The sequence below is a fragment of the Pseudokineococcus marinus genome (assembly GCF_013004605.1).
In the GTDB taxonomy this organism is placed as follows: Bacteria; Actinomycetota; Actinomycetes; order Actinomycetales; family Quadrisphaeraceae; genus Pseudokineococcus; species Pseudokineococcus marinus.
In genome coordinates, this window is sequence record NZ_JABEMA010000013.1 from 1 (window position 1) to 26,760 (window position 26,760).

The 26,760-nt window shown below is 77.7% G+C and carries 26 protein-coding genes and 1 pseudogene; 14 read left to right on the top strand and 13 right to left on the bottom strand.

Annotated elements, in window-relative coordinates; genetic code table 11:
• Positions 1–15: 15 nt before the first annotated feature.
• Complete coding sequence (locus HLB09_RS02265) at positions 16–153, top strand: SelB domain-containing protein (protein ID WP_246234055.1); 138 nt, start codon at positions 16–18, stop codon at positions 151–153.
• A 7-nt stretch (positions 154–160) separates the two neighbouring features.
• On the opposite strand, the gene HLB09_RS02270 is transcribed toward HLB09_RS02265, so the two are convergent.
• The 3 genes from HLB09_RS02270 to HLB09_RS02280 all read right to left on the bottom strand — a co-directional run bounded on the left by HLB09_RS02270 (position 161) and on the right by HLB09_RS02280 (position 3,563).
• Entirely contained in the window at positions 161–1,750 is a 1,590-nt protein-coding gene (locus HLB09_RS02270) for a PhnE/PtxC family ABC transporter permease (protein ID WP_171201788.1), read from the bottom strand.
• 116 nt (positions 1,751–1,866) lie between these two features.
• The gene (locus HLB09_RS02275; protein ID WP_322789996.1) at positions 1,867–2,631 is read right to left on the bottom strand and encodes a phosphonate ABC transporter ATP-binding protein; all 765 of its coding nucleotides are present in this window, start codon (positions 2,629–2,631) and stop codon (positions 1,867–1,869) included.
• Positions 2,628–3,563 carry a putative selenate ABC transporter substrate-binding protein gene (locus HLB09_RS02280; protein WP_422632052.1) on the bottom strand — a complete coding sequence of 312 codons (936 nt, stop codon included), beginning with the start codon at positions 3,561–3,563 and terminating at the stop codon, positions 2,628–2,630. The genes HLB09_RS02275 and HLB09_RS02280 overlap by 4 nt, the downstream gene beginning before the upstream one ends.
• A 299-nt stretch (positions 3,564–3,862) precedes the next feature.
• On the opposite strand from HLB09_RS02280, the gene serA reads away from it, so the two are divergent.
• The 4 genes from serA to HLB09_RS02300 all read left to right on the top strand — a co-directional run bounded on the left by serA (position 3,863) and on the right by HLB09_RS02300 (position 8,504).
• Complete coding sequence (gene serA / locus HLB09_RS02285; protein WP_171201789.1) at positions 3,863–5,059, top strand: phosphoglycerate dehydrogenase; 1,197 nt, start codon at positions 3,863–3,865, stop codon at positions 5,057–5,059.
• 130 nt (positions 5,060–5,189) lie between these two features.
• Positions 5,190–6,383 carry a transcriptional regulator gene (locus HLB09_RS02290; RefSeq protein ID WP_171201790.1) on the top strand — a complete coding sequence of 398 codons (1,194 nt, stop codon included), beginning with the start codon at positions 5,190–5,192 and terminating at the stop codon, positions 6,381–6,383.
• 124 nt (positions 6,384–6,507) lie between these two features.
• A complete protein-coding gene (gene exaC / locus HLB09_RS02295; protein ID WP_171201791.1) occupies positions 6,508–8,025 on the top strand; it encodes an acetaldehyde dehydrogenase ExaC in 1,518 nt (505 codons plus the stop codon).
• Positions 8,026–8,123: 98 nt separating this feature from the next.
• Entirely contained in the window at positions 8,124–8,504 is a 381-nt protein-coding gene (locus HLB09_RS02300) for a DUF779 domain-containing protein (RefSeq protein ID WP_344553352.1), read from the top strand.
• Positions 8,505–8,568: 64 nt separating this feature from the next.
• Here the strand turns inward: HLB09_RS02300 and HLB09_RS02305 are convergent, their stop codons facing one another.
• The 3 genes from HLB09_RS02305 to HLB09_RS02315 all read right to left on the bottom strand — a co-directional run bounded on the left by HLB09_RS02305 (position 8,569) and on the right by HLB09_RS02315 (position 11,656).
• Complete coding sequence (locus tag HLB09_RS02305; RefSeq protein WP_171201805.1) at positions 8,569–9,090, bottom strand: metallophosphoesterase family protein; 522 nt, start codon at positions 9,088–9,090, stop codon at positions 8,569–8,571.
• A 45-nt stretch (positions 9,091–9,135) separates the two neighbouring features.
• The gene (locus HLB09_RS02310; RefSeq protein WP_171201793.1) at positions 9,136–10,842 is read right to left on the bottom strand and encodes a RecQ family ATP-dependent DNA helicase; all 1,707 of its coding nucleotides are present in this window, start codon (positions 10,840–10,842) and stop codon (positions 9,136–9,138) included.
• A gap of 181 nt (positions 10,843–11,023) precedes the next feature.
• Complete coding sequence (locus HLB09_RS02315; protein ID WP_171201794.1) at positions 11,024–11,656, bottom strand: superoxide dismutase; 633 nt, start codon at positions 11,654–11,656, stop codon at positions 11,024–11,026.
• 205 nt (positions 11,657–11,861) lie between these two features.
• Between HLB09_RS02315 and HLB09_RS02320 the strand changes: the two genes are divergently transcribed.
• The 5 genes and pseudogenes from HLB09_RS02320 to HLB09_RS02340 all read left to right on the top strand — a co-directional run bounded on the left by HLB09_RS02320 (position 11,862) and on the right by HLB09_RS02340 (position 14,957).
• A complete protein-coding gene (locus HLB09_RS02320; protein WP_171201795.1) occupies positions 11,862–12,275 on the top strand; it encodes a ChaB family protein in 414 nt (137 codons plus the stop codon).
• Positions 12,276–12,510: 235 nt separating this feature from the next.
• Positions 12,511–12,687 (top strand): annotated as a pseudogene (locus HLB09_RS20270) (DUF3072 domain-containing protein); the annotation flags it as partial.
• A 120-nt stretch (positions 12,688–12,807) separates the two neighbouring features.
• Positions 12,808–13,317, top strand: a complete 510-nt coding sequence (locus HLB09_RS18110; RefSeq protein ID WP_322789992.1) for a pyridoxamine 5'-phosphate oxidase family protein — start codon at positions 12,808–12,810, stop codon at positions 13,315–13,317.
• Between the two features lie 157 nt (positions 13,318–13,474).
• Entirely contained in the window at positions 13,475–14,578 is a 1,104-nt protein-coding gene (locus HLB09_RS18115; RefSeq protein ID WP_171201797.1) for an FAD-dependent oxidoreductase, read from the top strand.
• A gap of 166 nt (positions 14,579–14,744) precedes the next feature.
• On the top strand, positions 14,745–14,957 hold the full coding sequence (locus HLB09_RS02340) for a hypervirulence associated TUDOR domain-containing protein (protein WP_171201798.1): 213 nt from the start codon (positions 14,745–14,747) through the stop codon (positions 14,955–14,957).
• 62 nt (positions 14,958–15,019) lie between these two features.
• On the opposite strand, the gene HLB09_RS02345 is transcribed toward HLB09_RS02340, so the two are convergent.
• The gene (locus HLB09_RS02345; RefSeq protein WP_171201799.1) at positions 15,020–16,327 is read right to left on the bottom strand and encodes an MFS transporter; all 1,308 of its coding nucleotides are present in this window, start codon (positions 16,325–16,327) and stop codon (positions 15,020–15,022) included.
• Between the two features lie 222 nt (positions 16,328–16,549).
• Here HLB09_RS02345 and HLB09_RS02350 point away from each other — a divergent pair, with 222 nt between their 5' ends.
• Entirely contained in the window at positions 16,550–17,122 is a 573-nt protein-coding gene (locus HLB09_RS02350) for a 2'-5' RNA ligase family protein (protein WP_171201800.1), read from the top strand.
• Here the strand turns inward: HLB09_RS02350 and HLB09_RS02355 are convergent.
• The gene (locus HLB09_RS02355) at positions 17,094–18,053 is read right to left on the bottom strand and encodes an NAD-dependent protein deacetylase (protein WP_322789993.1); all 960 of its coding nucleotides are present in this window, start codon (positions 18,051–18,053) and stop codon (positions 17,094–17,096) included. The two genes, HLB09_RS02350 and HLB09_RS02355, sit on opposite strands and share 29 nt — an antisense overlap.
• A gap of 107 nt (positions 18,054–18,160) precedes the next feature.
• Here HLB09_RS02355 and HLB09_RS02360 point away from each other — a divergent pair, with 107 nt between their 5' ends.
• The gene (locus tag HLB09_RS02360) at positions 18,161–18,628 is read left to right on the top strand and encodes an ATP-binding protein (protein WP_171201801.1); all 468 of its coding nucleotides are present in this window, start codon (positions 18,161–18,163) and stop codon (positions 18,626–18,628) included.
• 149 nt (positions 18,629–18,777) lie between these two features.
• Here HLB09_RS02360 and HLB09_RS02365 read toward each other — a convergent pair whose 3' ends face one another.
• The 4 genes from HLB09_RS02365 to HLB09_RS02380 all read right to left on the bottom strand — a co-directional run bounded on the left by HLB09_RS02365 (position 18,778) and on the right by HLB09_RS02380 (position 23,971).
• Positions 18,778–19,074: a DUF1540 domain-containing protein gene (locus HLB09_RS02365; protein ID WP_171201802.1), complete on the bottom strand. Its 297-nt coding sequence runs from the start codon at positions 19,072–19,074 to the stop codon at positions 18,778–18,780.
• 199 nt (positions 19,075–19,273) lie between these two features.
• A complete protein-coding gene (locus HLB09_RS02370; RefSeq protein ID WP_409372971.1) occupies positions 19,274–21,058 on the bottom strand; it encodes an ABC transporter ATP-binding protein in 1,785 nt (594 codons plus the stop codon).
• Between the two features lie 143 nt (positions 21,059–21,201).
• Positions 21,202–22,857, bottom strand: a complete 1,656-nt coding sequence (locus HLB09_RS02375) for an ABC transporter transmembrane domain-containing protein (RefSeq protein ID WP_212755812.1) — start codon at positions 22,855–22,857, stop codon at positions 21,202–21,204.
• Positions 22,858–23,080: 223 nt separating this feature from the next.
• Positions 23,081–23,971 (bottom strand): DNA/RNA non-specific endonuclease, encoded by an 891-nt coding sequence (locus tag HLB09_RS02380; protein WP_322789994.1) that lies wholly within the window; start codon positions 23,969–23,971, stop codon positions 23,081–23,083.
• A gap of 268 nt (positions 23,972–24,239) precedes the next feature.
• On the opposite strand from HLB09_RS02380, the gene guaA reads away from it, so the two are divergent.
• Both guaA and HLB09_RS18120 read left to right on the top strand, forming a co-directional pair.
• Positions 24,240–25,745, top strand: coding sequence for a glutamine-hydrolyzing GMP synthase (gene guaA / locus HLB09_RS02385; protein WP_322789995.1), 1,506 nt, complete (start codon positions 24,240–24,242; stop codon positions 25,743–25,745).
• A 54-nt stretch (positions 25,746–25,799) separates the two neighbouring features.
• Positions 25,800–26,534 (top strand): mechanosensitive ion channel domain-containing protein, encoded by a 735-nt coding sequence (locus HLB09_RS18120; protein WP_212755815.1) that lies wholly within the window; start codon positions 25,800–25,802, stop codon positions 26,532–26,534.
• Here HLB09_RS18120 and HLB09_RS02395 read toward each other — a convergent pair.
• On the bottom strand, positions 26,531–26,760 hold a 230-nt coding region (locus HLB09_RS02395), incomplete at its 5' end, for a hypothetical protein (RefSeq protein ID WP_212755818.1). The two genes, HLB09_RS18120 and HLB09_RS02395, sit on opposite strands and share 4 nt — an antisense overlap.

Consider the following 26,760-nt stretch of genomic DNA (forward strand, 5'->3'; position numbering starts at 1 on the left):
GCCGCGCTGGCCGGCCTGCCGTCGCCCTTCACGACCAGCGAGGCCCGGCAGGCCTGGGGCACGAGCCGGCGGGTGGCCCTGCCGCTGCTCGAGGCGCTGGATGCGAGCGGTCGCACCGCGCGCCAGCCGGACGACCGGCGCCGGCTGCGCTGAGCGCGCCTCAGCGCAGGACGGCGCGGGCGCGGTCGCTGACGAGGTCGACGGCGAGGGTCAGCGCGACGACGACGACGAGCGTCGTGGCGACCGCCGGCCAGTCGAAGACGGCCAGCTGGAGGGCGAGCAGGGCGCCGAGGCCGCCGGCGCCGAGGAGCCCGACGAGCACGGTGTCGCGGACGGCGACCTCCCAGCGGTACAGCGCGAGCGCGAGCACCGGTCCGACGGCTCGGGGCGCGACGCCGTAGAGACGTGCGGCGGTCCCCGAGGCCCCCAGCGCGGTGAGCGCGTCGGCGGGCCGCCGGTCCAGCTCCTCGAGGGCCTCGCCCGTGAGCCGCCCCATCACCCCGAGCGTGTAGACGCCGAGCGCCAGCGCCCCCGGCAGGACGCCCGGGCGCAGGACGAAGAGGAGCACGAGGGCCCACACCGGCGGGGGCACCGCGCGCAGGACGAGCAGCGCCGTCCGCACGAGGACGCCGGCGAGGGCCCGCGGGACCGTGACGCGGTGCGCCGGGCGGGTGGTGAGGCCGGCCAGCAGCACCGCCCCGGCCGTCGCCAGGGCGACGGCCACGACGGAGGTCTGCACCGTCACCACGGCCGCTCCGGCGAGCGCGACGAGCAGCGGGCCCGAGACGTCCGGCGGCCACGCGGCGGAGACGAGCAGGGCCAGCTGCTCGCGCGCGCGGTCGTCGACGAGCGCCGCGGGCGAGACCGCCAGGTACCACGCGGACCAGGCCACCAGGGCGGGCACGGCGACGCCGGCCACCACCAGGGCGCGGTCGCGGTGCAGCCGACCACCCCGCGGGACCGGGGGGTCGGCGATCCGCCGGCGCACGGCCCGACCGGCGACGACGGCGGCCACGCACAGCGCCGTGAGCGCGTAGACGCAGGTCCACACCTGGTCCCACCGCAGCGAGGCGAAGGACAGCGAGAGCTGGTAGCCCAGGCCGCCGGCTCCGATGAGGCCGAGCACGACGGCGGAGCGGACCGCGCACTCGAGGCGGTAGAAGGCGTACGCGAGGAGGCCGCCGGCGGCCTGCGGCCACAGCCCGTAGAGCAGCGCCGTCGTGCGCCCGGCGCCCGCGGCGACCAGCGCGTCGTGCGCCGCGCGGGGCGCCTCGTCGAGGAGGTCGGCGAACACCTTGGCCGTCACGGCGCCGTAGGGGACGGCGATGGCGAGGACGCCGACCCAGGGGTCCAGGCCCAGGACGTTGAGCAGCAGCAGGCCCCACACCGCCTCGTGCAGCCCGCGCGGCACCGCGACCGCCCCCCGGGCCAGCAGCCGGCCGGTCCGGCGGCGCCCCCAGGAGCTGCGGGCCAGCAGCGGGGCGCCGAGCGCGCCCGCCGCTACGGCGAGCCCCGCGCCGAGGGCGGCGTAGGCGACGGTGACGAGCGTGCTGCCGAGGAGGAGCCGCAGGAAGTCCGGCGAGAGGTCGGGTGCGAGCGCGCCCGCGCCGAAGCGGGCGAGCTGGCGCGTGCCCGCGGGGTTGAGGACCTCGCCGGAGAAGACGCCCGCTCCGGCGAGGGACCACAGGAGGAGGACGCCCGCACCGACGCCCCACGCCCACCGGGCGCGCGCGCGACGCAGCCGCGGCACCGACGGCCCGGCGTCCCCACCAGCCGGCGCCCCGTCCGGGACACCGTCCGGGGCACCGACCGGGGCACCGACCGGGGCACCGACCGGGGCGGCGGACCCGGCGCGCGAGCCGGCGCTCACCGGGGCGCCCCGTAGAAGGCGGCGAGGTCGGCCGCGGTCAGGGCCGGCACCGGCGCGTCGAGCACGACCCGCCCCTGCTCCAGACCCACCACGCGGGTGCAGTGCCGCAGTGCCACCGCCGGGTCGTGCAGGGAGGCCAGCAGCGTCCCGCCCCGACGCTCCGCGACGTCGCGGAGCAGCACCATCGTCCGGTCGGTCAGCGCGGGGTCGAGCGCCGAGGCCGGCTCGTCGGCGAGCACGAGGTCGGGCTGCTGGAGCAGGACGCGCGCCACGGCGACCCGCTGCTGCTGCCCGCCCGAGAGCCGGTCGGTGCGGTCGTAGAGGCGGTCGGCCAGCCCCACCTCGGCGAGCGCGGCCGCGACCTCGGGGACGCCCTGCGGGCGCAGCAGCGACAGGGCCGCGCGCCACGTCGGCCACGTGCCGAGACGCCCCGCGTTGACGTCGTGCACCACGCGCAGCGCGCCGACCAGGTCGAGGTGCTGGTGCACGGTGCCCACGCGGGCGCGCAGGCGGCGCAGCTCGCGCGGCGGCAGCCCGGCGAGGTCGCGCCCCAGCACCTCCACGGTCCCGGTCGCCGGCCGCACGGCCCCCGTGAGGAGCCGCAGGAGCGTGGACTTGCCCGCCCCGGAGGACCCGACGACGGCGACCCGCTCGCCGGCGCCGACGACGAGGTCGACGCCGGCGAGGGCCCGGGTGCGGCCGAGGCGGACCTCGACGTCGCGCAGCCGGACGGCCGGCGCGCCCGGGTCGACGCCGGTCAGCGGAGCAGCCCGAGCTGCTCGCCGACCGCCTCGATCTGGGCGTGGTCGGACGCCCGGGCCTCGACGAAGGACCCGGCGCCGAAGAGCTCGAGCACGCGGGCGTCGTCGGGGTCGTCGGCGGACAGCCCGAGGAAGTAGTCCTGCAGCCGCTCGGGCAGGTCCTCCCCCAGCCGCTCCACCGCGTCCGGGCCGAGCAGCCAGTGGTAGTCGTGGTACGGCGGCGTCCGGGAGAAGAGCTGCACGGCGGGGTCGACCTCCCCGGCCTCCACCCGCGCCAGCCACACCTGCTCGTTGAGCACGCCGGCCTCGTAGCTCCCGGAGGCGACGAGCTGGAGCGTCGCGTCGTGGGAGCCGCTGAAGCCCGGGCCGCCGGGGAAGCCGCGCGGGTCGACGCCCTGCTCGGTGAGGAAGGAGGCCGGCATGAGGAAGCCGGACGTCGAGGTCTGGCTGCCGTAGGTGAAGCGCAGGTCGGCGAGCGGGGTGAGGTCCTGCGACGGGGCGAGGCCCGTGGCCTCGTTGACGACGAAGACGGAGCGGAAGTCCTCGTCGATGTCGCGCTGGGCGACGACGACGGCGCCCGGCGTCTGGCGCCGGGCCTGCACGCCGGTGAGACCGCCGAACCAGACGAGGTCGAGGTCGCCGGTGCGGAAGAGGGAGACGGCGGCCGCGTAGTCGGTGACGGGCCGGTAGGTGACGCCGAGGCCGAGGGCGTCGGCCATCGAGTCGGCGACGAGGCCGTAGAGGCGCTGGAGGACCTCGGGGTCCTGGTCGGGGATGGCGCCGACCGTCAGGGCGCCGCCGGACGAGGCCGAGGGGCCGGCGGGCGAGGCGTCGGCGGGCGGGGCGTCGACGGAAGGGGACACCGGCGAGGTGCGTCCGCCGCAGGCGGCGAGGGCGCCGGCCGCCGCGGCGGCACCCAGACCGGCGAGCAGCCGCCGCCGCGTGGGCGCGGCGGGGAGGACGGACGGGACGGAGGAGGAGTGCTGCAGGGACGGCTCGAGCTCGGGGCCACCCGACCGGGCGACGTCGTGGCCCGTCACGTCGTCGTGGGCAGGGCGTGGGCGGTGACGGTCACGGTGACCTCCGGGGGCGTGGGCTGCGGACGGCGGACGGCGCCATCGTGGCCCACCGCCCGGCGCCGGGCGGACCCGCCCGACCGGCGGGGCCCGCGGCGCGTCCAGCGTCCGGACCCGCGCCACGGCCCCGCGCGGCCCTCGGCGATGATCGGCGCATGGCTCGCGCGCTCCTGCTGGAGAACCTGCACCCCCAGGCCTCGACCATCCTCGCCGGCTCCGGCGTCACGCCGGTCGAGCACGGCGGAGCGATGGACGAGGACGAGCTCGTCGAGGCGCTGCAGGGCGTGGCGGTGCTCGGCATCCGCTCCAAGACCCAGGTCACCGAGCGCGTCCTCGCGCAGGCCCCCGGGCTCCAGGCCGTCGGCGCCTTCTGCATCGGCACGAACCAGATCGACCTCGACGCGGCGGCCGCCCGGGGCGTCGCCGTCTTCAACGCGCCGTTCTCCAACACCCGCAGCGTCGTCGAGCTCGCGATCGCGGAGATCATCGCGCTGACCCGCCGGCTCACGGTCAAGGACTCGACGCTGCACGCCGGGGTCTGGGACAAGTCGGCGGAGGGCAGCCACGAGGTGCGCGGCCGCACGCTCGGCATCGTCGGCTACGGCAACATCGGCAGCCAGCTCTCGGTCGTCGCCGAGGCCCTCGGCATGTCCGTCGTCTACTACGACACCGCCGAGAAGCTGGCGCTGGGCAACGCGCGGCGGGCGCCCGACCTCGAGAGCCTGCTGCGCCACAGCGACGTCGTCACGCTGCACGTCGACGGGCGGTCGGGCAACGCCGGCTTCTTCGGCCGCGAGCAGCTGGCGCAGATGCGCGAGGGCGCCGTCTTCCTCAACCTCTCGCGCGGCTTCGTGCTCGACCACGACGCGCTCGCGGACGCGGTGACGAGCGGCCACCTGTCCGGGGCGGCCGTCGACGTCTTCCCCGAGGAGCCGAAGAAGCGCGGCGACGCCTTCGCCTCGCCGCTGCGCGGCCTGCCCAACGTCATCCTCACCCCGCACATCGGCGGGTCGACGGAGGAGGCTCAGGAGGACATCGGCCGCTTCGTCGCCACCAAGCTGCGCGACTACCTGCGCACCGGCAGCACGAGCCTGTCCGTCAACCTGCCGGCCGTCGCGCTCGACCGCGTGCCCGGGACGGCCCGCCTGGCCCACCTCCACCGCAACGTCCCGGGCGTCCTCGCGACCGTCAACCGCGTGCTCGCCGAGCACGGCGTCAACGTCGACGGGCAGCTGCTCACCACGCGCGGCGCCTTCGGCTACGCCGTCACCGACGTCGCCGACGGCGTCACGCCCGAGGTCGTCGAGGCCCTGCGCGCCATGCCGGAGACGGTGCGGCTCCTCGTCGTCTGAGAACCGGCGCCAGCCGGTCGCCCACCCGGGCGAGACCGCTGCGGGCCCCGGACCGGAGCGGGGCGCGCGGGGTACCGTGCCGCTCTCCCGCGACGACGTCGTGCGCGGGCGGGGGTGCGGAGGTCGGCCGATGACCACGGCAGCGGACGCCCGGGAGCGCCGGGCGCAGCTCGTCCGCGCGCGCGGGCGCGCCCTCGTCGAGGCGGCCCCCGGCGAGGCCGGCTCCACACCGGTGCGCGACGTCATCCGCGCCAGCTGGCGGCGCAGCCTGCGCACCGTCGACGACGACCTCTCCTCCGCCCCACTGGCCGACGAGGCCGCCACCGAGGAGGCGTGGCGCGCCTCGCCCCTGCAGCGCGCCGTCGGGGTCCTCGGGGAGGAGCTGCGCGGCGTGGCCGACGACGGCGACCTCGTCGTCGCCGTGACGGACCCGAGCGCCCGCATCCTGTGGACCTGCGGCGGCCGGGTGATGCGCGAGCGCGCCGAACGGGTGAACTTCGTGGCCGGCGGCCGCTGGGACGAGGGGAGCGTCGGCACCAACGCCCTCGACCTCGCCCTGCGGACCGCCGGCCCGGCCACCGTCTGGTCGGCCGAGCACTACGCCCCGGCCGTCCAGGGCTGGGTCTGCTGGGCCGCCCCTGTGCTGGACCCGCACGGCGTCCCCCTCGGGGTGCTGGACCTGTCGACGACGTGGGAGCGCTCGCACCCCCTCGGCCTCACGACGGCGCGGGCCATGGCCGCGCTGCTCTCCCACGAGGTGGCCGCGGCGGCGCGGTCCGGAGCGGGCGCCCCGCGCCCCACCGGCGCGCTGCGGCTCTCCCTGCTCGGCGCCGGCCGCGCCGAGCTCGACGGGCGCCCGCTGCACCTGACCCGGCGCCAGCTGGAGGTCCTCGCCGTCCTCGCCCTGTCCCCCGACGGGCTGGTCGCCGACGCGCTCCACGACGCCGTCTACGGCGACGCCCCCGTGAGCCGCTCGACCCTCAAGGCCGAGGTCAGCCACCTGCGCTCCCTGCTCGGCGGGGCGATCGGCTCGCGCCCCTACCGGCTCCTGCTGCCGTGCACGAGCGACGTCGACGTCGTCCGCCGGCGCCTGCGCGCCGGCGACCCCGTCGGCGCGGCCGACGCCTGGGGCGGGGAGGTGCTCGCCGGCGCGGGCGGCACCGACTCCCCCTTCCTGCGCCGCGTGGACGCCGAGCTGTCCGCCGGGCTGCGCGACGCCGTCCTCGCGACCCGTGACCGTCGCGTCGCGCTCACCTACGCGGCCACCTCCGGCGCGGACCCGCACGTCGTCCGCCGCGTGCTCGGCTCGCCCGAGGCGCGCTGAGCCGCTCCCCCGACCGGGTGGGGGGCGACCCGCGGACCAACCTCCGGCCAACCTCGCCGCCCTACCGTCCGCCGCACGGCGCCCGTCACCGACGACGGGCGCGCACGACGCTGGAGGGCACGTCATGGCCTACACCCGTCCCGGGGCCGAGGGCTCGATCGTCTCGGTCCCCGAGGTCTACGAGAACTTCATCGGCGGCAAGTGGACGCCGCCCGTGCACGGCGAGTACTTCGACGACATCTCCCCCGTCGACGGGAAGCCCTTCGTCAAGGTCGCCCGCGGCACGTCCGCCGACATCGACCTCGCCGTCTCCGCGGCCCACGGCGCGGCGCAGGTCTGGGGGCGCACGTCGGTCACCGAGCGCTCCAACCTCCTGCTGGCCGTCGCCGCCCGCATCGAGGAGCACCTCGAGGAGCTCGCCGTCCTCGAGACCTGGGAGAACGGCAAGCCGGTGCGCGAGACGCTGGCCGCCGACCTGCCGCTCGCCGTCGACCACTTCCGCTACTTCGCCGGCGCGATCCGCGCCCAGGAGGGCTCGATCGGTGAGATCGACCACGACACGGTCGCCTACCACTTCCACGAGCCGCTGGGCGTCGTCGGCCAGATCATCCCCTGGAACTTCCCCATCCTCATGGCGGCGTGGAAGCTCGCGCCGGCGCTGGCAGCCGGCAACTGCGTCGTCCTCAAGCCCGCCGAGCAGACGCCCGCGTCGATCCTCAAGGTCGTCGAGCTCATCGCCGACCTGCTGCCCGACGGCGTGCTCAACGTCGTCAACGGCTTCGGCGTCGAGGCGGGCAAGCCGCTCGCGCAGCACACCGGCATCGCCAAGGTCGCCTTCACGGGCGAGACGACGACGGGCCGGCTGATCATGCAGTACGCCAGCCAGAACATCATCCCGGTGACCCTCGAGCTGGGCGGCAAGAGCCCGAACATCTTCCGCGCCGACGTCATGGCGGCCGACGACGCCTTCTTCGACAAGGCGCTCGAGGGCTTCGCGATGTTCGCCCTCAACCAGGGCGAGGTGTGCACCTGCCCGTCGCGCGCCCTCGTCCACGAGTCGATCTACGACGCCTTCATGGAGAGGGCCGTCGCCCGGGTCGAGGCCATCGTCACGGGCGACCCGCTCGACCCGGCGACGATGGTCGGCGCGCAGGCGAGCAACGACCAGCTCGAGAAGATCCTCAGCTACCTGCAGATCGGCCGCGACGAGGGCGCCGTCGTCCGCACCGGCGGGTCGCAGCGCACCGTCGAGGGCTACGAGGGGGGCTACTACGTCGAACCGACGATCTTCGAGGGCAGCAACTCGATGCGGGTGTTCCAGGAGGAGATCTTCGGGCCGGTGCTCGCGGTCACGCGCTTCTCCGACGACGCCGACGCCCTGCGCCTCGCCAACGACACCCTCTACGGGCTCGGCGCCGGGGTGTGGAGCCGCGACACCAACGCCGCCTACCGGCTGGGCCGCGGCATCGAGGCCGGCCGCGTGTGGGTGAACAACTACCACGCGTACCCGGCGGGGGCGGCGTTCGGCGGGTACAAGGCCTCGGGCATCGGCCGCGAGAACCACAAGATGATGCTCGACCACTACCAGCAGACGAAGAACCTCCTCGTCTCCTACTCCCCCGACAAGCTCGGGTTCTTCTGATGCCGGCCGGCTCCCCGTCCACGACCGGCCCCACCGCCGGAGCCCCCTCCGCCGTCGACCCGGCGGCGGAGGGGGCCCAGGTCGTCGACGCGGCGGCGCTGGAGGGGCGCCCCGCCTCGCGCGTCGACATCACGCCGGAGGCGGCCGCGCTGCTGGAGCGCCTCCGGGGGCGGCACGGGCCGCTGATGTTCCACCAGTCCGGCGGCTGCTGCGACGGCTCCTCGCCCATGTGCTACCCGCAGGGCGACTTCCTCACCGGCGCGGGCGACGTCCTGCTCGGAGAGGTCGCGGGGGCGCCGTTCTGGATGTCGGCGTCCCAGTACGGCTACTGGCGGCACACGCACCTGACCGTCGACGTCGTCCCCGGCCGCGGGTCCGGCTTCAGCGTCGAGGCGCCCGAGGGCGTGCGCTTCCTCATCCGCTCCCGGCTGCTCACCGAGGAGGAGCTGGCGCTGCCCGAGGTCGTCGCGGGCGGGTGAGGCGCCCCGACGACGGGGCGGCGGGCGAGCGGTCGAGGGGCGGAGCGAGGGGGGCGCCGGCGGGTCAGACCCGCCGGCGCCCCGCGGTCCGCAGCGGCAGGTCGTGCAGGACGACGTCGGCGAGCGCGCCGTCCGCGGCCGTCGCCGTCAGGTAGGTGCACCGCGGCATCCGCCGCCGGTCGGTCGGCGAGCCGGGGTTGAGCAGGCGCAGGCCGCGGGGCGTCGTCGTGTCCCAGGGGATGTGGCTGTGCCCGAAGACGAGGACGTCGGCCCCCGGGTGCGCCTCGTCGCACCGCCGCTCGCGCCCGTCCTTCCCGCCGGTCTCGTGGACGACCTCGACGCGCACCCCGCCGAGGACGGCGCGCGCGACCTCGGGCAGGCGGGCCCGCAGCTCCTCGCCGTCGTTGTTGCCCCAGCACGCGAGCAGGAGGGCGCTGCGCCCGAGCAGGTCGTCGAGGGCCGCCGCCTCCACCCAGTCGCCCGCGTGGACGACGACGTCCGCCCCGGCGACGGCCTCCTGCACCTCCTCCGGCAGGGCGCGCGCCCGCAGCGGCAGGTGGGTGTCGGCGAGCGCCACCACCCGCAGCGGGCCGTCGACGACCTCGCCCTGGTCGGCGAGACGACCCACGCCTCAGGCGCTCTCGAGCAGGTCGTGCTCCTCGACGAGCCGGACGCCGAGCGTCTTGTACCCCTCGTCCTCGAAGAGCACGGTGACGGTCTCGGTGTCCACCGACGCCACGACGCCGTCCCCGAAGCGGCCGTGGCGGACGCGCTGGCCGCTGCGCCAGGCGGCGTCCTCGACGTCCCGGGCCGTGCCCGCGTCGCAGCTGTCGCAGGCGCCGCACCGCTGCGGGTGCTCCTCCCCGAGCAGCTCCAGCAGCAGTCGCCGGCGGCAGTCGTCGGTGCCCGCGTAGCGCTCCACCATCTCCACGGCCGACTCGTCGAGGCGCCGGCGGCGCTCCCGCTCGGCCGCGAGCACCTCGGCCACCTCGGTGCCCGTGGCGTCGCCGTCGACCCAGCGGGTGCGGCCGTCCTCCGCGGGGGCGGCGACGCCGACCTGCACGAGGGCGCCGAGGACGCGCGAGAGCGTGCGGGGCGAGACGTCCGCCTCCTCGGCCAGCTCGGCGCGCGTCAGGCCCGCCTCCCCGGCCCGCTGCAGCGCCGGCACGACGGCGCGCACCGTGGACGTCCGGGGTCCGCCACCGGAGGCGTGGAAGCGCCCGAGCGAGGAGTCGGTGCCGGTGTGGACCAGCAGCGCCCAGGCGGGCTCGCCGTCGCGCCCCGCCCGGCCGACCTCCTGGTAGTACGCGTCGAGGGAGCCGGACGGGCCGGCGTGGACGACGAAGCGCACGTCGGGGCGGTCGACGCCCATGCCGAAGGCGCTCGTGGCGACGACGAGGTCGAGCGTGCCGTCGAGGAAGAGGTCCGCGACGGCGTAGCGCTCGTCCGGCGACAGGCCGCCGTGGTATCGCGCCGGCGCCAGGCCGCGGCGCTCGAGCGCGTCGGCCACCGCGTCGACCTCGGCGCGCGTCTGCACGTAGACGATGCCGCAGCAGCCGCCCTCGCAGGCGGCGACGACCTCGTCGACCACGGCGCGGTCACGGGCCGCCCGGTCGCCGGCGGCGCGGACGGCGAGGTGGATGTTCGGCCTGTCGACGTCGTCCACGACGACCTCGGGGTCGCGCAGGCCGAGGCGCTCGACGACGTCGCGCCGGACGGCGGGCGAGGCCGTGGCCGTGAGGGCCAGCAGCCGCTCCGCCCCGGCCGCGCGGGCCGCCGCGCCGAGCTGGAGGTAGTCGGGCCGGAAGTCGTGGCCCCAGTCGCTGACGACGTGCGCCTCGTCGACGACGACGAGCCGGACGTCGGCCGCGGCGAGCGCCTCGGTCGTCGCCGGGCGGGCGAGCTGCTCGGGGGCCAGCAGCAGCAGGTCGAGGTCCCCGGCCGCGGCGGCCCGCAGCGCCTCGGCCTGCTCGGCGGCCCGGAGGGTGCTGTTGACGAGGCCGGCCCGCTGGCCGCCCTCGGCGAGGGTGCGCGCCTGGTCGCGCTGCAGCGCCACGAGCGGGGAGACGACGAGCGTCAGCCCGCCGGCCAGGCGGCTGGCGATCTGGTAGACCGCCGTCTTGCCGGCGCCCGAGCGGGCCACGAGGAGAGTGTCCGCGTGCGCGAGCGCCTCGAGCGCGCGGCGCTGGGCGTCCCGCAGCACGGCGCCCTCGCCGAGGACCTCCACGACCGCGGCCGCCAGGGCCTCCCGCCGGTCGTCGGGCCTCCCCGCCCCGGTCCCCGCGCGCTGCTCGTCCTGCTCGTGCTCGCGCCCTCGGCGCCCTCCGCGTCCTGCCACGCCGGGGACGCTACGTCGGCGCCCTCGACCCCACACCCGGAGCCGGCGGCCGTCCCTCGAGGGCGGACGCAGGACGGCCGGCGGCCCCGGGTGGGGCGGCCGGCCGTCGCGCGTGCTCCCTCGCGGGAGCACGGTCGTGCGGGGTCGTGCGGGGTGCGCCGGACGTGCGTCCGGCGCCGGGTCAGAGCGCCGTCGGCGTGATGAGGCCCGAGGTCTGCGTGCGGGCGCGCGCGAAGCGGTCGGTGACGTCGGCCCAGTTCGCCACGTCCCACCACGCCTTGACGTAGTCGGCCTTGACGTTGCGGTACTGGAGGTAGAACGCGTGCTCCCACATGTCGAGCATGAGGAGCGGCACCAGGCCGACGGGGAGGTTGCCCTGGTGGTCGTAGAGCTGGACGTTGAGGAGCTTCTGGCCCACCGAGTCCCAGGCGAGGATCGACCACCCGGAGCCCTGGATGCCGAGGGCGTTGGCCGTGAAGTGCGCGCGGAAGGCGTCGAAGGAGCCGAAGTGCTCGTCGATGGCCGCGCCGAGCTCGCCGTCGGGCTTGTCGCCGCCGTCGGGGCTCATGTTCGGCCAGAAGACCGAGTGGTTGACGTGGCCGGCGAGGTTGAAGGCCAGGTTCTTCTCGTACAGGTTGACCGGCCCGAGGGAGTCCGTGGAGCGGGCCTCGGCGAGCTGCTCGAGGGCGGTGTTGGCCCCCGTGACGTAGGTCTGGTGGTGCTTGGAGTGGTGCAGCTCCATGATCTCGCCGCTGATCGCGGGCTCGAGCGCGGAGTAGTCGTACGGCAGGTCGGGCAGGGCGTAGTCGGCCATGGGTCCTCCTCGGGCTCCGGGCGTGGTGCTGTCGGCGGTCGCGCCGGCTGTGATCACCCTGGCCCCGGGGCGGGGGCGCTGCAAGCGCGCCGGAGCTCCCCGAGGCGGGCGCGCCGCCGGCCGGGTGCGCGCGCACCGGGGTCGGCCCAGCATGGCCGTGGCCGGGCGCGCCGCCCCGGTCGCGACCACCGGCCCGGGAGGACCCATGGCGAAGGACCACGACGACGTCCCCGACGTCGACCTGCCCAGCACGCTCGAGCGATCGGACGAGCGGGCCCAGCGCACCTACGCGGCCGCCAAGACGTCCGCGGAGGAGTCCTACGGCGACGGGGAGAGGGCGAACCGCGTCGCCTGGTCGGCCCTCAAGCACACGCACGAGAAGGTCGGCGACCACTGGGAGCCCAAGGACGGCAAGGGCCCCTCCGACGCGCAGGCGGAGGGCGGCCTGGGCACCGACCGGGAGACGGCCGGGGGCGTCGACGCGAACGCGAGCAAGGAGCACCTGCTCGAGCTGGCGCGGCGCCTGGACGTCCACGGCCGCTCGTCGATGAGCAAGGACGAGCTGGTCGAGGCGCTGCAGAGGGCCAACGACGCGAGCACGCGCCGGGCACGGGGCTGATCACGGGGCTGATCGGGGCGCCCACCCGCTCGACGCGCCGCTGTCGGGACCCCGCCCTACGCTCGAACACATGACCGAGCAGAGCAGCCAGACCAGCCAGCAGCCCACCGACGGCCAGCAGCCCTCCGGTGACGAGGCGGACCAGGCCATCGCGCAGGCGCAGGACGCCGAGGACCAGCGCGGCGCGCACGGCGACGGGCGCCCCGCCGACCAGGAGCCGGGGACGGCGCCGTCCGACGCGGAGAAGGACCCGGAGACCTGGGTGACGGGCGACGAGCCCGCCACCGGGCCGCAGCGCAGCTACCTGAGCACGCTCGCCCAGGAGGCCGGCGAGGAGGTGCCGCAGGACATCTCCAAGGCCCACGCCTCCGAGATGATCGACCGGCTGCAGGACAAGACGGGCCGCGGCTGAGGCCCGACCCGACCGCGCACGACGGGACCGGGACGACGCACCCGGCCCAGGACGACCAGCACGAGGGCCCGGCACGACGGACCCGGCACGACGACGAGACCACCGACCCGAGGAGCACCCGTGAGCCCCACCCCCGAGATGCCGGACACGCCCCGCGACGAGGGCGTCGCCAAGGTCGCCGAGCTCATCAAGGACGTCAAGGTCTGCATGCTCACCACGACCGGCGCGGCCGGCCGCCTCGTGAGCCGCCCGATGGCGGTGCAGGAGGTCGAGTTCGACGGCGACCTGTGGTTCTTCGCCGAGGAGGACTCCTCGAAGGTCGACCAGGTCCGGCACGGGGCCCACGTCAACGTGGCCTTCGCCTCCGGTGACTCCTGGGTCTCCGTGGCGGGGGACGCCGAGGTTGTGCGCGACGTCGCCAAGGCGAAGGAGCTGTGGAACCCCGGGGTCGAGGCGTGGTTCCCCGACGGCCCGGAGGCCCCCGGCATCGTGCTCGTCAAGGTCCACGCGGACACCGCCGAGTACTGGGACACCCCCGGCGGCCGCGCCGCGACGCTCCTCTCCTACGTCAAGAGCCGCGCGACGGGGCAGCCCTACAGCGGCGGCGAGAACGAGACCGTCCGCCTCTGAGCACCTGGTCCCGCGCCCGGGCGAGGCCCGGGCCGCCGCCGACGACCGCCGCAGCACCGCTGCGGCGGTCGTCGTGCGTCCGGGCGAGCCACGGGACGCAGACGGGGCGCCCTGCGCCGCAGTGCGGGAGGGCGGGGCCGCGCCTAGCGTCGAGCGGGTGAGCGCACCCACCTCGGCCCCCGCGGACGCCCTCGCCCCCGACCCCACGAGCGGAGCGGGCGGGCGACGCCGCGGCTGGGCCCCGGGGGCGGTCGTCGTCGTCGGCGGCGGCGTCTCCGGGCTGGCGGCCGCGAGGTCCCTGCGCGACGCGGGCCTCGACGTCGTCGTCCTCGACCGCGGCCGCCGCCCCGGCGGGCGGCTCGGCCTGCGGCGCACCGGCGGGGAGGGCGCGCAGCGCGTCGTCGACGTCGGCGCCTCCTACTTCGTCCCCCGTGACACCGCCTTCGCCGCCCTCGCCGGGTCCTGGCGGGCGCGCGGCCTGGCCGCGCCGTGGACCGACACGCTGCTGGCCGTGTCGCGGGACGAGGGCGGACGCGTGACGACGACCCCGAAGCCGGGGCCGACGCGCTGGGCGGCGCCCGGAGGCCTGCGGTCGCTGGCCCTCGACCTCGCCGACGCCCTGGCCGACGACGGCGTCGAGGTGCGCTCCCACGACGTCCGCCGCGTCGACCGCACGACCGACGGGGGGCTCGTCGTCGACGGCGAGCCCTGCCGCGCCGTCGTCCTCGCGATGCCCGAGCCCCAGGCCGTGCGCCTCGCGGGCCCCGGGCTCGCCGCCGAGACCGCTCCCCTGCGCGAGCGGGCGTGGACGCCCGTCATCACCGTCTGGGCCCGGTGGGAGCAGGCCTGGTGGCCGGCGATGGACGGCGCCTTCGTCAACGGGTCCACCGCGGTCGAGTCCGTCGCCGACGACGGGCGCCGCCGGGGCGACGGGGCGCCCGTGCTCGTGGCGCACTCGACGCCGCAGCTGGCGCAGGACCACCTCGGTGACCCTCCGGCCGCGGTCGCCCCCGTCCTCGCGGAGCTGGGCCAGCTCCTCGGCGGCGGCGCCGCGCCGGCGCCGCTCGAGACCGGTGCGCAGCGGTGGACCTTCGCCCGCCCCACCGGCGGTCGCCCGGAGACCTCCTGGCTCTCGTCGGGCCTCGGCGTCTGCGGCGACGGGTGGGGCGAGAAGCCGGGTGTGGAGCAGGCCTGGCTCTCGGGTCGCGCTCTCGGGGCCCGCCTGGCCGCCGAGGTCGCCGGGTCCTCCGAGGCGTCGTAGCGTCCGGGCGCACGGGCGGGCCCGCGAGGCCGCGCCCGGAGGGCCCTGCTCCCGCCCGACCGTCCCGGACGCCCCGGGGCGGACGCCGTCCCCGCCGATCGGCGGAGCACCACCCCGCGCGCCACGTCGGCGCGGGTCCACCACCGCACGAGCACGAGGAGCAGCCATGTCCGGAGACGACTTCAAGAAGGGCGACGACGTCGCCTGGTCCTCCCACGGCAACAAGGTCCACGGCACCGTGGAGAAGAAGATCACGAAGGACACCGAGGAGGCGGGCCGCACGGTCCGCGCCAGCAAGGACGACCCGCAGTACCTCGTCGAGAGCGACAAGACCGGCAAGGAGGCCGTCCACAAGGGCACCTCGCTCGACGAGGACTGACGGCGGGCCGGCCCGGGCGGAGGGGGCCCCTCCCGCACGGGCCGCCACCCACCGGCGGCGCGTCAGACGGTGGACGCCGACGCAGTCGCGGTCGCCTCCGGCCGGGACGCGGACGAGGAGCGCTCGGCGCGGACGGCGAGCGCGAGGACCCCCAGGCCCACGAGCGACGCCGTGACGCCGACCCACATGGGGGCCGTCAGCCCCAGCCCGGCCGTGAGGACCGCCGCCCCCGCCGAGGCCCCGAGGGCGTTGGCGAGGTTGAAGGCGCTCTGGTTGGCGGCCGCCACCATGGCCCCGCTGCCGCCGCCGGCCCGCACGACCCGCTCCTGCAGGCCCGGGGAGGCCCCGAAGGTGACCACCCCCAGGAGCAGCAGCGTCACCACCACGGCCGGTCGCGACAGCGACGTCACCGTCAGGGCGACGAGCAGGACCGCCGTCGAGGTCATGCCCCCCACGAGCACCCCCGTCGGGAAGCGGTCGGCCAGCGGCCCGCCGACCAGCGTCCCGATGACGGAGCCGACGCCGAAGACGGCGAGGACGAGGGGCACCTGCGCCTCGTCGAAGCCGCTGCGGTCGGTGAGCAGGGGCGCCACGAAGGAGTGCACCGCGAAGAGGGCGCTGAAGCCCGTGAGCGTCACCCCGAGCAGCAGCCAGACCGCCGGGACGCGGAAGGCGGACAGCTGGGAGCGCAGGGCGACGCGCGGGGCGGCCGTGCGGGGCACCAGGGCGAGCACCGCCGCCGCCGTCACGAGCCCGAGGCCCGCGACCGCCGCCACGGGCAGGCGCCAGCCGAAGGCCTGGCCCAGTGCCGTCGCCGCGGGGACGCCCACGACGTTGGCGACCGCGAGACCCGCGATGACGAGGCCGATGGCCTGCGCCGTGCGGTGGGCCGGGACGACCGAGCGCGCGACGACCGTGGCGGTGCCGAAGAAGGCGCCGTGGACGAGGGCCGTCGCGAAGCGGGCGACGACGAGCGCCCGCGCGTCGGGCGCGAGGGCGCACGCCAGCCCGCCGACGACGAACAGACCCATGAGGGCGAGGAGAGCGGTCCGCGGCGTGGTGCGGCTCGCGAGAGCGGTGAGCAGCGGCGCCCCGACGACGACGCCCACGGCGTAGGCCGTGATGGTCGCGCTGGCGGCCGGCACGGAGACGCCGAGGTCCTGCGCCACGAGGGGCAGCAGCCCCATCATCATGAACTCCGCCGTGCCGACCGCGAAGGCGCCGACGGCCAGGGCCACGAGCGTGTGCCGGGCCCGGGGGCGCCGCAGCGGCAGCGCGACCCGACGGGGCCGGGGCACGGACGGCTCTGCGGCGGTCGTCGGGCGGTCGTCCGGCAGGTGGGCCTGCGAGGTCGAGGTCGGCAGGGGCACGCGGCGGCTCCGGGGCGGGGCGGGGCCCCTCGTGGTCGTGGTTCGGCGCGTCGACCCCGTCGTCAACCGTCCCGGCGCGGGCCGGGCGGGCCCCAGTCCACCACGGCCGGAGCACCGCCGTCAGCAGCATCCACCCGCCGTCCTCGGCGTCCTCGGCGTCGGGGGGGCCGCCCGCTCCTCCCCGCCGCGACGGGACGACGGGCACGGGGCAGCATCTCCGGCGTGGTGCAGACCGTGGAGGCCCTGCTGGACGCCGCGACCGAGAGGGTCGTCGTCGGCCAGTGGCAGGTGCTGCAGCGCGCCGGCCTGCCGAGCCAGGCCGACCACACCGGCTCCACCAACCGGCCCCACGTCACCCTCGCGACCGCGGCGCAGATGCCCGCCGCGCTCGACGACGCCCTCCGGGAGGCTGCGCAGCCCCTGCCCCAGGACGTGCGGCTGGGTCCCCTCGTCGTCCTCGGCGGGCGCCGCCACGTCCTGGCCCGCCTGCTCGTGGCGACGCCGGGGCTCCTCGCGCTGCACGCGCGCACCGCGGAGGTGGTCAGCGGCTGCCCCGAGCCCGGCGAGCTCCTGGCGCCCGGGGCGTGGACGCCGCACGTCACCCTCGCGCGCGGGCTGACGGGCGAGCAGCTCGCGGGGGCGCTGGCCGCGCTGGGCGGCGCGGGCGCGCTCGGCCCCGCGGCCGACGTCGGGGCGGCGGTCGTGGGGGTGCGCCGCTTCGACGGCGACGCCCGCGCCGTCCGCCTCGTCGCCGGGCGCGACGAGCTCAGGTCAGGCGGTCCAGCACCCCGCTGAGCACCGGCGTGAGCGGGGCGTCGAGCCGCAGCGTCGCCGTCGCGTCAGCACGGGTGGGCCCCTGGCCGAGCACCGCCACCGGCAGACCGGCGCGACGCGCCCGCAGGACGAAGCGGTAGCCGGACATGACGGTGAGGGAGGAGCCGAGCACCACGAGGCTGCGGGCGGCGTCGACGCGGGCCGCGCACTCCTCGACCCGCGGGCGCGGCACCGTCTCGCCGAAGAAGACGACGTCCGGCTTGAGCGGACCGGCCCCGCACCGCTCGCAGGGCACGACGACGAAGCGGGCCACCGCCTCCTCCGGCAGGTCCACGTCGCCGTCGGGGTTGACCTCGCCCGCCGGCGGCTCGGGAGCGAAACCGGGGTTGGCGGCGCGCAGGCGCGCGTCCAGCCGCTCGCGGGGGGAGACGTCGCGGCAGGCGAGGCAGACGACCCGGTCGAGGCTGCCGTGCAGCTCGACCACGTCGCGCGAGCCGCCGGCCTGGTGCAGGCCGTCGACGTTCTGCGTGATGGTCCCCCGCACCAGACCGGCGCGCTCGAGCGCGGCGACGGCGCGGTGCCCGGCGTTCGGCCGCGAGCGGGCGATGACGCGCCACCCGACGTGGCTGCGGGCCCAGTAGCGGCGGCGCGCCGCGGGGCCGTCCTCGGTGGCCCCGGTGAAGGCCTGGTAGGTCATCGGCACGTGCCGCTGGAGCGAGCCCCGCGGACCGCGGTAGTCGGGGATGCCGGAGTCCGTGGACAGACCGGCGCCCGACAGGACGACCGCTCCTCCGCGGCCCAGCAGCTCCGCGAGCAGGACCGCGCACTCCTGCGGGTCGCGCACGGGCTCCGGCGCCCGCTCCCCGGGCAGGGGGCGCGCCGGGCGCAGCACCAGCGACGGACGGACGAGGGGACGCCCGGGCGCGGGCGGTGTCGTCGGCGACGTCGGCACGCCACCACGGTACGTCGGCCACCCGCGGAGCCCCCGCGGGCCCGGGACCGCGTCGGCGGACCCGCTCCAGGTGCCCGCGGGCGGCGCACGACGCCTAGGCTGCCCCGGTGAGCGAGGCCGACCCCACCGCGCCCGGAGCCCGACCCGGCACGTCCGCCGGCACCGCGGCGACGGACGCCGCCGGCGCCCGTCCCCGGGACGTGGCCGAGGAGGCGCGCATCGAGCCGCACCCGCGCGGCGCCTCGACGGCGCGCGCCCTCGTCGCCCGGCTGCTGGCGCCGGTGGCGCCGGCGACGGTGGTCGAGACGGCGGTGCTGCTCACGAGCGAGCTGACGACGAACGCCGTGCTCCACGCGCGCGGGGAGGTCGTCGTCCGGGTCGAGGTCGTCGGCTCCCTCGTGCGCGTCGAGGTGACCGACCGCTCGACGCGCAGCCCCTCGCTGCAGGTCCCCCGCCTGGACGCCTCCGGAGGGCGGGGCCTCGTGCTCGTCGAGGCGCTGAGCAGCCGCTGGGGCAGCCGCCTCGTCGGAGGTGGCAAGGCCGTCTGGTTCGAGCTCGCGCTGGACCAGCGCTAGTCGACCGCCCGGCGACCGGGCCGCCGCCGGGGTCACCCCCTCCCAGGACGCACGAGACCCGGGACGCACGAGACCCCTGGCCCGCGCGGGCCAGGGGTCTCGTGGGTGCGGGCCGGGCCGTCACCCGGACGGCCGCAGCGGTCGCCGGCTCAGGCCGTCGTGTAGGTGAGGCAGTTCGCCTGGACGTCGTGCCCGGGGCCGACGCGCACCGAGCCGGCGGTGCACGTGAGGTCCTTGTTGAAGGAGCAGTCGGTGCGCTCGCAGGCGCCGACCTGGCCGACGACGCGGTCGAGGCCGCCCTTCGTGGAGATGTCGAAGAAGGTGCCGCAACCGGCCGTGCCGTGCTCGCTGCGCACGGTGATGGCGGGGGCGTGGCAGCCGTCGTGGTTGAAGGCGCAGCCGTCGACCGCGCACTCGCTGACCTGGGGCATCTCGAGCAGGGACATGGCGCTCCTCCGGGTCTCGGCCGCCGCGCGGCCACGGTGTCGTGCGGCGACGGTAGACCCGGGAAAGCCTCGGCGCACCGAAGGGAAGCCTTTCTTCTCCCCTTCCACGCCGCATTCTCGTCAGTCGCAGGAAAGCTTCCCTCACCTTTCCGGGTGGAGTTCGGGGGCCGCACCGGGCCCCGCGAGCGCTCGCCGCCGGTCAGCCGCCCGACCAGGCCCGCCACAGGTCGGCGTAGGGCCCCGCCGCGTCGACCAGGTCGTCGTGGGCCCCGACCTCGACGACCCTGCCGCCCGCCATGACGACGACGCGGTCGGCGAGCCGGGCCTGCGTGAGGCGGTGCGCGACGACCAGCGTCGTGCGTCCGGCGGTCGCGGCCCGCGCGGCGCGCTCGAGCGCGGCGGCCCCCGTGCTGCCGGCCTCGGCGGTGGCCTCGTCGAGCACCGCGACGGCGGGGTCGGCGAGCACGAGGCGGGCGAGCGCGAGCTGCTGGGCCTGCTCGGGCGTCAGCGCGACGCCGCCCTCCCCCACCCGGGTGGCCGCCCCGTCGGGCAGCGCCCGCACCCAGGCGGCGGCACCCACGGCCTCGAGCGCCGCCGTGACCGCGCTCTCCAGCGCCGTCCCCGCGAGGCCCGGAGGGGCGGCCATCGCCACGTCGTCGAGCAGGCGGCCGGAGAAGACGTGCACCTCCTGGCTCACGAGGACCACGGACCGCCGGCGCTGCTCCGGGTCCAGCGCGCCCACCTCGGTGCCTCCGAGGAGGACCCGCCCGGCGGCCGGGGCCAGCTCGCCCGCCACCAGGGCCGCCAGCGTCGACTTGCCGGCGCCGCTGGCACCGACCACGGCGACGTGCTCGCCCGGCGCGAGGGCGAGGTCGACCCCGTGCAGCACCGGAGGACCGCCGTCGTAGCGGTGCACGACGTCGTCCACGCGGACGGAGGCGTCCGCCGGGGCCGGCGCGGCGACGGGCGCCGCGGGCGCGGGCATCTGCGCCACGCCGGCCAGGCGGGCCAGGCTCGCCCCGGCCGACTGGACGTCGTCGAAGGACGTCAGGAGCACGCCGAGGGGCCCGAAGAGCTGCAGGAAGAGCAGGACCGCCGTCGTCACCTCGCCGACGGTCAGGGTGCCGCCGCGCACGAGCCAGAACCCCGTGCCGAGGACGGCGACGACGCCCACCGCCTCGGCGAGGTTCATCGCCGAGGCGAAGCGCGTGAAGAGCCGCAGCACGGTGATCGCGAGGTCGCGGGCGCGCGCGGAGCGGGCCTCCACGTCGGCTGCGCGCGCCTCCTCCGCCCGCAGCGCGCGCACGGTGCGTGCGCCCTGCAGAGCGCCCAGCAGCGCCTGGGAGCGCGCGCCCTGAGCGGTCCGCTGGAGCGCGTAGAGGGGCCCGGAGCGGGGCAGGTACCACCGCAGGGCGCCCACGTAGACGGGCAGGCAGAGCACGCCGGCCACGCCGACGCGCCAGTCCACCGCCGTCAGCGCCGCCGCCGTGAGGACGACGGTGAGCGCCGACGCGAGCACCTGCGGGACCACCTCGGCGATGGCCCGGGTGACGACCGCGACGTCGTCGCCGACGCGCGCGAGGAGGTCGCCCGTCCCCGTCCGCTCGAGGACGGACGTGGGCAGGCGCAGCACGCGGTCGACCACCGCGGTGCGCAGACCGGCCAGCGCGCGGGCTCCCGCCCGGGCGACCGCCGCCGCCGCGAGCCCCGAGGCGGCGCCGGCCGCGAGCGCGCCGGCGACGAGGAGCACGAGCACCGGGACGAGCGCCGCCGCTCCCTCCGCCGACCCGCCCGCGCCGGCGGCGGCGAGGCCGCGCTCGCGCGCGACGACGTCGACGAGCAGGCCCAGCGCCCAGGGGGCGACGAGCCCGAGCGCCGCCGCGACGGCGCTGAGCCCGAGGGCGGCGGCGGTGCGCCACGGCGTGCGCACCAGCTCCCCGCGCACGGCCGCCCACGCCCGGCGACGGCTCGCCACGGGCAGCAGCGCCCGGCCGGCCTCCTCGTCGGGACCCTCGGGCAGGGGGGCGAAGGCGTCCGGGCTCCGGCTCTGGCTCGGACCCTGGCTCCGACTCGGGCTCGGGCCCCGGCTCGCGTCCGGGCCCGTCCGGCTCGCGCCGTCCACCGCGCTCACCCGAGCACCGCCGCGCGGTAGTGCTGGTCGGCGAGGACGAGGTCGGCGTGGGCGCCCGTGCCCGCCGCCCGGCCGCCGCGCACGAGGACGACCCGGTCGGCCACGGCCAGCAGCGCCGGGCCGGCCGTGACGACGAGCGTGCTCCGCGGGGCCGCCGTCGGGTCGGCGGCGTCGTGACGCAGGGCGCGCAGCCCGCGGGCGACGGTCTGCTCGGTGACGGCGTCGACCGCCGTCGTCGGCTCGTGCAGGACGAGCAGCGGCGGGTCGGCCAGCAGCGCCCGCGCCAGCCCGAGGCGCTGGCGCTGGCCCCCGGAGAGGCCGGCCCCGCGGTCGAGCAGCGGCCGGTCCAGGCCGCGCGGGTCGAGGCCGACGACCTCGTCGGCCCCGGCGGCGGCGAGCGCCTGCGCGAGGGTGGGGCCGCCCGAGCGAGGTCGGGCGGGCGCGACGTCGAGGTTCGTGGCCAGCGTGCCCTCGAAGAGCGAGGTCGCGTGCGGCTCGACGTGGACGACCTCGCGCACGGCTGATGCGTCGAGGTCGGCCCAGGCGGCGCCGTCCAGGCGCACGGCACGGCCGACCTCGCCGGGGGGCACGCGCCCGGCGAGGACGTCGAGGAGGTCGGCGGCGTCGGCCGGGTCCTCCGCGACGAGGGCGACCAGCTCCCCCGGTCGGACGTCGAGGTCCAGGCCGGTCAGGCGCCCGGTGCGCAGGCCCTCCACGTGCAGCGCGGGCGACCCCGAGGGCGCCAGGCCACCGGCGGGGGCCACGTGCTCCTCCGCCAGCAGCGCCGCGACCCTCGCCGCGCTGGCCCGGGAGGCGGCGAGGCGCGCCAGGGCCGCCCCCACGAGACGGACCGGCTGGGACAGGTGCTGGGCGAGGCCGACGACGACGACGAGCTCGCCGACGCTGAGGTCGCCCCGCAGGGCGAGGACGGCGGCCGCCCCGGCCACGGCGGCGAGGAAGGCGCCGCTCAGCAGCGTCGTCGCGCCCAGCTGGACGCCGTCCGCCGCCGCCGACCGCAGCGAGGCCGCGAGCGCGGCGTCGCTCGAGCGGCGGTAGCGGGCCGCCGCGGCCGGCGCGACCCCGAGCCCGTGGAGGACCCGCAGGCCGCGCACCAGGTCGGTCGCCAGGGCGGACGTCGCGGCCACGGCCTCCTGCTGGGCGCTCGCGCGGCGGGTGACGAGCGGTCCGAGGCCCCGCAGGGCCAGGGAGACCAGGGGCGCGCCCACGAGCACCGCCAGGGCCAGCGGGACGTGCAGCGCGAGGAGCGTGACGGCCACGGCGCCGAGGGAGACGACGGCCGAGACGACCAGCGCGACGGCGTCGAGGACGTCCGCGGTGCGCTCGGCGTCCGAGGACGCCACGGACAGCACCTCCCCGTCGGCGCGGTGGTGGCGTGCGCCCCGGGGGTCGAGGGAGCGGCGCGCGACGGCCACCCGCAGGGCGTGGCCCTCGTGCTCCTGCGCGGCCAGCAGCGGCCGGATGCCGTGCCGGTAGCTGAGGGACAGGACGAGGAAGAGGGCGGCGATGGCGAGCACGGAGGTGACGAGCGCGGTGACGTCGCCGGTGAGGACCGCCCGGTCGACGGTCCACCCCGCGGCGACGGGGACGAGGACCTCGCACAGGGCCCACAGCCCGAGCAGCGGGCACGCCACGGCCAGGCGCCGCCGCTGGCGTCGGACGACGAGGCGCAGCAGACCGTCCGCCGTCGCCGGCGGGTCGCCGGGCGCGTCGCGGCGCGGACGGCGGGACGGGCGCAGGACGGCTCCTCGGTCGGCGGGTCGGCGGGTCGGGTCGGCGCGGCGGGGTCGGTGTCCGGGGTCGGCGCGTCGGCGTCGGGACGCCGGCGACCTCCGGCGGGCGACCGGCGCGGGCACGCTACGGCACCGGCCACCGCCCCACCGCGACGTCGGCGAGCGAGCGCAGCTCGCGCCAGCGCGACCGGGCGCCTCCCGCGTCGGCGGCGCCGGCCGGGACGACGAGGACGTCGGCGCCCGCGAGCGGGCCGAGGTCGAGCCCGGTGAGGTCGGCCACGTCGGCGACGGGCACGGCGAAGGTGCGGAACGGCCCCAGGGGCGGCGGCTCGTCCGCGAGCGCGGCCCGGGCGGAGGCCGCCTGGAGGTCCACCGACCCCAGCTGCGGCGTCTGGTCGAGCACGTGGGCGACGGCCGCCAGGCGCTCGCCCTCCGGGGTCGGCGCGGCCCACGCGACGACCTTCCAGAAGAGGCGGGGCAGCTGGACGCCGCGGTAGAGCGGGTCGTCGTCGGCGAGGACGGGCCCGGTGAGGACGGCGAGCCGCCGCCGACCGGCCTCGGCGGCCTGCAGCACGTGGTCCTCCAGCCCCAGCCACAGCTCCTTCGACTGGTTGAAGGCGGACGCCTGGGGCGCCGCGTTCGGGTAGGTGAAGGTGTCGGCCTCCGCCCGCGCCGCCTCCTCGGGCTCCCCCCACACCGGGTCGAGCCGGCGGACGAGGTGGCCGCGGTCGAGGTCGTTGCGCGCGTAGAGCTCCTCCCCCGCCTGGTCCTGCTGGGCGACCCGCGGGTCGGGCCGCCAGTCCCCGGAGCGGGGCAGGTCGCGCAGCCGGGCGCCGTCCACGACGACGGCCGTGGCCGCGGCCAGGCGCCGCCCCCGGTCGAGGAGGACCGTGAAGTGGGTGCTCGGCAGCTCGACCAGGTCGGTGGCGCCGCCGCCGCGCCGGCGCGGCAGCGGCACGGAGGTGCCGAGGAAGAGCGGGTCGTAGCCGGCCGGGGGCGTCGCGCGGGGGTCCACGCGCCCAGTGGAGCAGGGGACGCCGACAGCCGCGCCCGATCAGCACCGAGGTGCCAGCACCGGACCGCCGCCGCCGACGCGGCGGGGCGGGGCGGAGACGAGCCGGGCGGGACGAGCGGGGCGGGACGAGCGGGGCGGGACGGCTCGGTCCGGGCCGCGGCTGTCGGGGGTCGGGTCCACACTCGGCCACGACCGGTGAGCAGCGCAGACGCCCCGTCACCGTCACCGCAGAGGTCCCGTCACCGACGGCGGGGCAGGAGGAGGGCCCGTGGACATCCAGGCAGCGCGCGAGACCAAGCAGGAGCTGCTGCGGACGGCGGCCACCGCCCTGTCCGCGGCGCGGGCGGGCGAGGGCGGCCCCGGTGGCCTCCTCGTCGGCGTCCGGGTCTACGGCGGCGGGCGGTACGGGCTCGGCATCTGCTACGGCTTCCAGGCCATGGCCAAGGCGCTCGGCGGCGACGTCGCGCGCACCGGCCTGCGCGAGTACGGCGGCACCGACGCCGCGCTGGAGCCCGTGGAGGAGACTCCCGCCGCCCGCCGCAGCGTCCTGCTCGACGGCCAGCCGGCCACGCAGAGCGTGTGGATGAGCCACGGGGACGCCGTCCGCAGCGCCCCGCCCGGCTTCACCGTCACCGCCTCGACGCCCGGCGCCCCCGTCGCGGCCTTCGAGGACCACGAGCGGCGCCTCTACGGCGTCCAGTGGCACCCCGAGGTCAAGCACTCGACGTTCGGCCAGCAGGTCATCGAGAACTTCCTGCGCGGCGTCGACGTGCCGGCCGACTGGACGACCGAGGGCGTCATCGACGAGCAGGTCGAGCGCATCCGCGCCCAGGTCGGCTCGGCCCGCGTCGTCTGCGGCCTGTCCGGCGGGGTCGACTCGGCCGTCGCCGCCGCCCTCGTGCACCGCGCCGTCGGGGACCAGCTCACGTGCGTCTTCGTCGACCACGGCCTCCTGCGCGCGGGCGAGGCCGAGCAGGTCGAGCGCGACTACGTCGAGGCCACCGGCATCGACCTCGTCGTCGTCGACGCCGCCGACGCCTTCCTGCGCGCGCTCGCCGGGGTCACCGACCCGGAGGAGAAGCGCAAGGCCATCGGCCGCGAGTTCATCCGCGCCTTCGAGGGCGCGGCCGCCGACCTCGTCGCCAAGGCCGGCGAGGAGGGCGCCGAGGTCCGCTTCCTCGTGCAGGGCACGCTCTACCCCGACGTCGTCGAGTCCGGCGGCGCCCTGCACGGCGGCGCGAGCTCGACGGCGACCATCAAGAGCCACCACAACGTCGGGGGCCTGCCCGACGACCTGCAGTTCGAGCTCGTCGAGCCGCTGCGGACCCTCTTCAAGGACGAGGTGCGCGCCGTCGGCGCGGAGCTGGGGCTGCCCGAGGCCATCGTGTGGCGCCAGCCCTTCCCGGGCCCGGGCCTCGGCATCCGCATCATCGGGGAGGTCACGCGCGAGCGGCTCGAGACGCTCCGCGCGGCGGACGCGGTCGTGCGCGAAGAGCTCACCGAGGCCGGCCTCGACCGCTCGATCTGGCAGTGCCCCGTCGTCCTGCTCGCCGACGTGCGCTCCGTCGGCGTCCAGGGGGACGGGCGCACCTACGGCCACCCCGTGGTGCTGCGGCCCGTGAGCTCCGACGACGCCATGACCGCCGACTGGTCGCGGCTGCCGCACGACCTGCTCGCGCGCATCTCCACGCGCATCACCAACGAGGTCGACGAGGTCAACCGCGTGGTGCTCGACGTCACGAGCAAGCCGCCGGGCACCATCGAGTGGGAGTGACCTCCCGGTGACGCGCACGGCGGGGTCGCCGGTGACGGTGGGAGGGGTGCGCCGGTGCCGGTGAGGCCCGTCCCGGCGGCGGCCGACGTCCCGGACGAGCCGTTCGCCGCGCCCCCGGCGGTCGCCCGCCGGGCGCCCCGGGCGTGGCGCTACGTCGTGCCCGCCGCGGTCGCCGTGGCCGCCGAGGTCGTCGCGGCCGCCGCGGGCGACCTGCAGGGCTCGAGCGCCCAGCGCGCCGTCCAGGTGGCCTGCGCCGTCGTGCTGGCGCTCGCGCTGGTGCTCCTCGTGCGGGCGGCGTCCGCCGGGCTCTCCGCGGCGGCGGGCCGCCGTGGCGGGGAGGCCGCGGCGGTGCCCGTCCAGAACGCGGTGCTCGCCGTCGGCGGGGTGCTCTCCGTCCTCCTCGTGCTCGACGCGCTGCAGGTGCCGCTGCGGGCGCTGCTGCTCGGCGGGGCGCTCACGGGCGTCGTGCTCGGCGTCGCGCTGCAGCAGGTGCTGGGCAACGTCTTCGCCGGGCTGGTGCTCCTGCTGACGCGGCCCTACGGCACGGGGGACCTCCTGCGCCTGCGGGGCGGGACGACGGGCGGCCTGCTCGAGGGCCGCGTCGTCGGCGCGACCCTCACCCACCTGGTGCTGCGCACGCCCGAGGGTGTGGTGCGCGTGCCCAACGCCGGCGTGCTCGGCGCCGTCATCGGGCCGTCGGACCCGCGCGGCCCGCTGCCGCCCGTCGACGACCCGGTGGCGCGCGGGGCGGTGCGCGAGGACGGGGACGGCGACGGTCCGACGGGCTAGCCGCGCCGGCCGGGGACGTCGGGGGAGGGCGACACCGCCGGTGCGTCCGGCTCGACCTCGACGGCCGCCGCCGCCCGGCGGGCGGCCACCGGGTCGGCGGCGACGACGGCGCGCAGCACGCCCTCCAGGCCCGGCCCGAAGGGGTCCTCGCCCGGCGCCAGCGCCAGGGCCAGCCGCGCCAGGGTCGGCGAGCCGGCCGCCTCCACGACGAGCGCCGCCGCCGTCG

Excerpts from the sequence above, each read along its gene's own strand:
- HLB09_RS02340 (WP_171201798.1), top strand. The coding sequence starts at position 14,745 with ATGTCCGGAGACGACTTCAAGAAGGGCGACGACGTCGCCTGGTCCTCC.
- HLB09_RS02320 (WP_171201795.1), top strand. The coding sequence starts at position 11,862 with ATGGCGAAGGACCACGACGACGTCCCCGACGTCGACCTGCCCAGCACG.
- exaC (WP_171201791.1), top strand. The coding sequence starts at position 6,508 with ATGGCCTACACCCGTCCCGGGGCCGAGGGCTCGATCGTCTCGGTCCCC.
- HLB09_RS02365 (WP_171201802.1), bottom strand. The coding sequence starts at position 19,074 with ATGTCCCTGCTCGAGATGCCCCAGGTCAGCGAGTGCGCGGTCGACGGC.
- HLB09_RS02315 (WP_171201794.1), bottom strand. The coding sequence starts at position 11,656 with ATGGCCGACTACGCCCTGCCCGACCTGCCGTACGACTACTCCGCGCTC.
- serA (WP_171201789.1), top strand. The coding sequence starts at position 3,863 with ATGGCTCGCGCGCTCCTGCTGGAGAACCTGCACCCCCAGGCCTCGACC.
- HLB09_RS02290 (WP_171201790.1), top strand. The coding sequence starts at position 5,190 with ATGACCACGGCAGCGGACGCCCGGGAGCGCCGGGCGCAGCTCGTCCGC.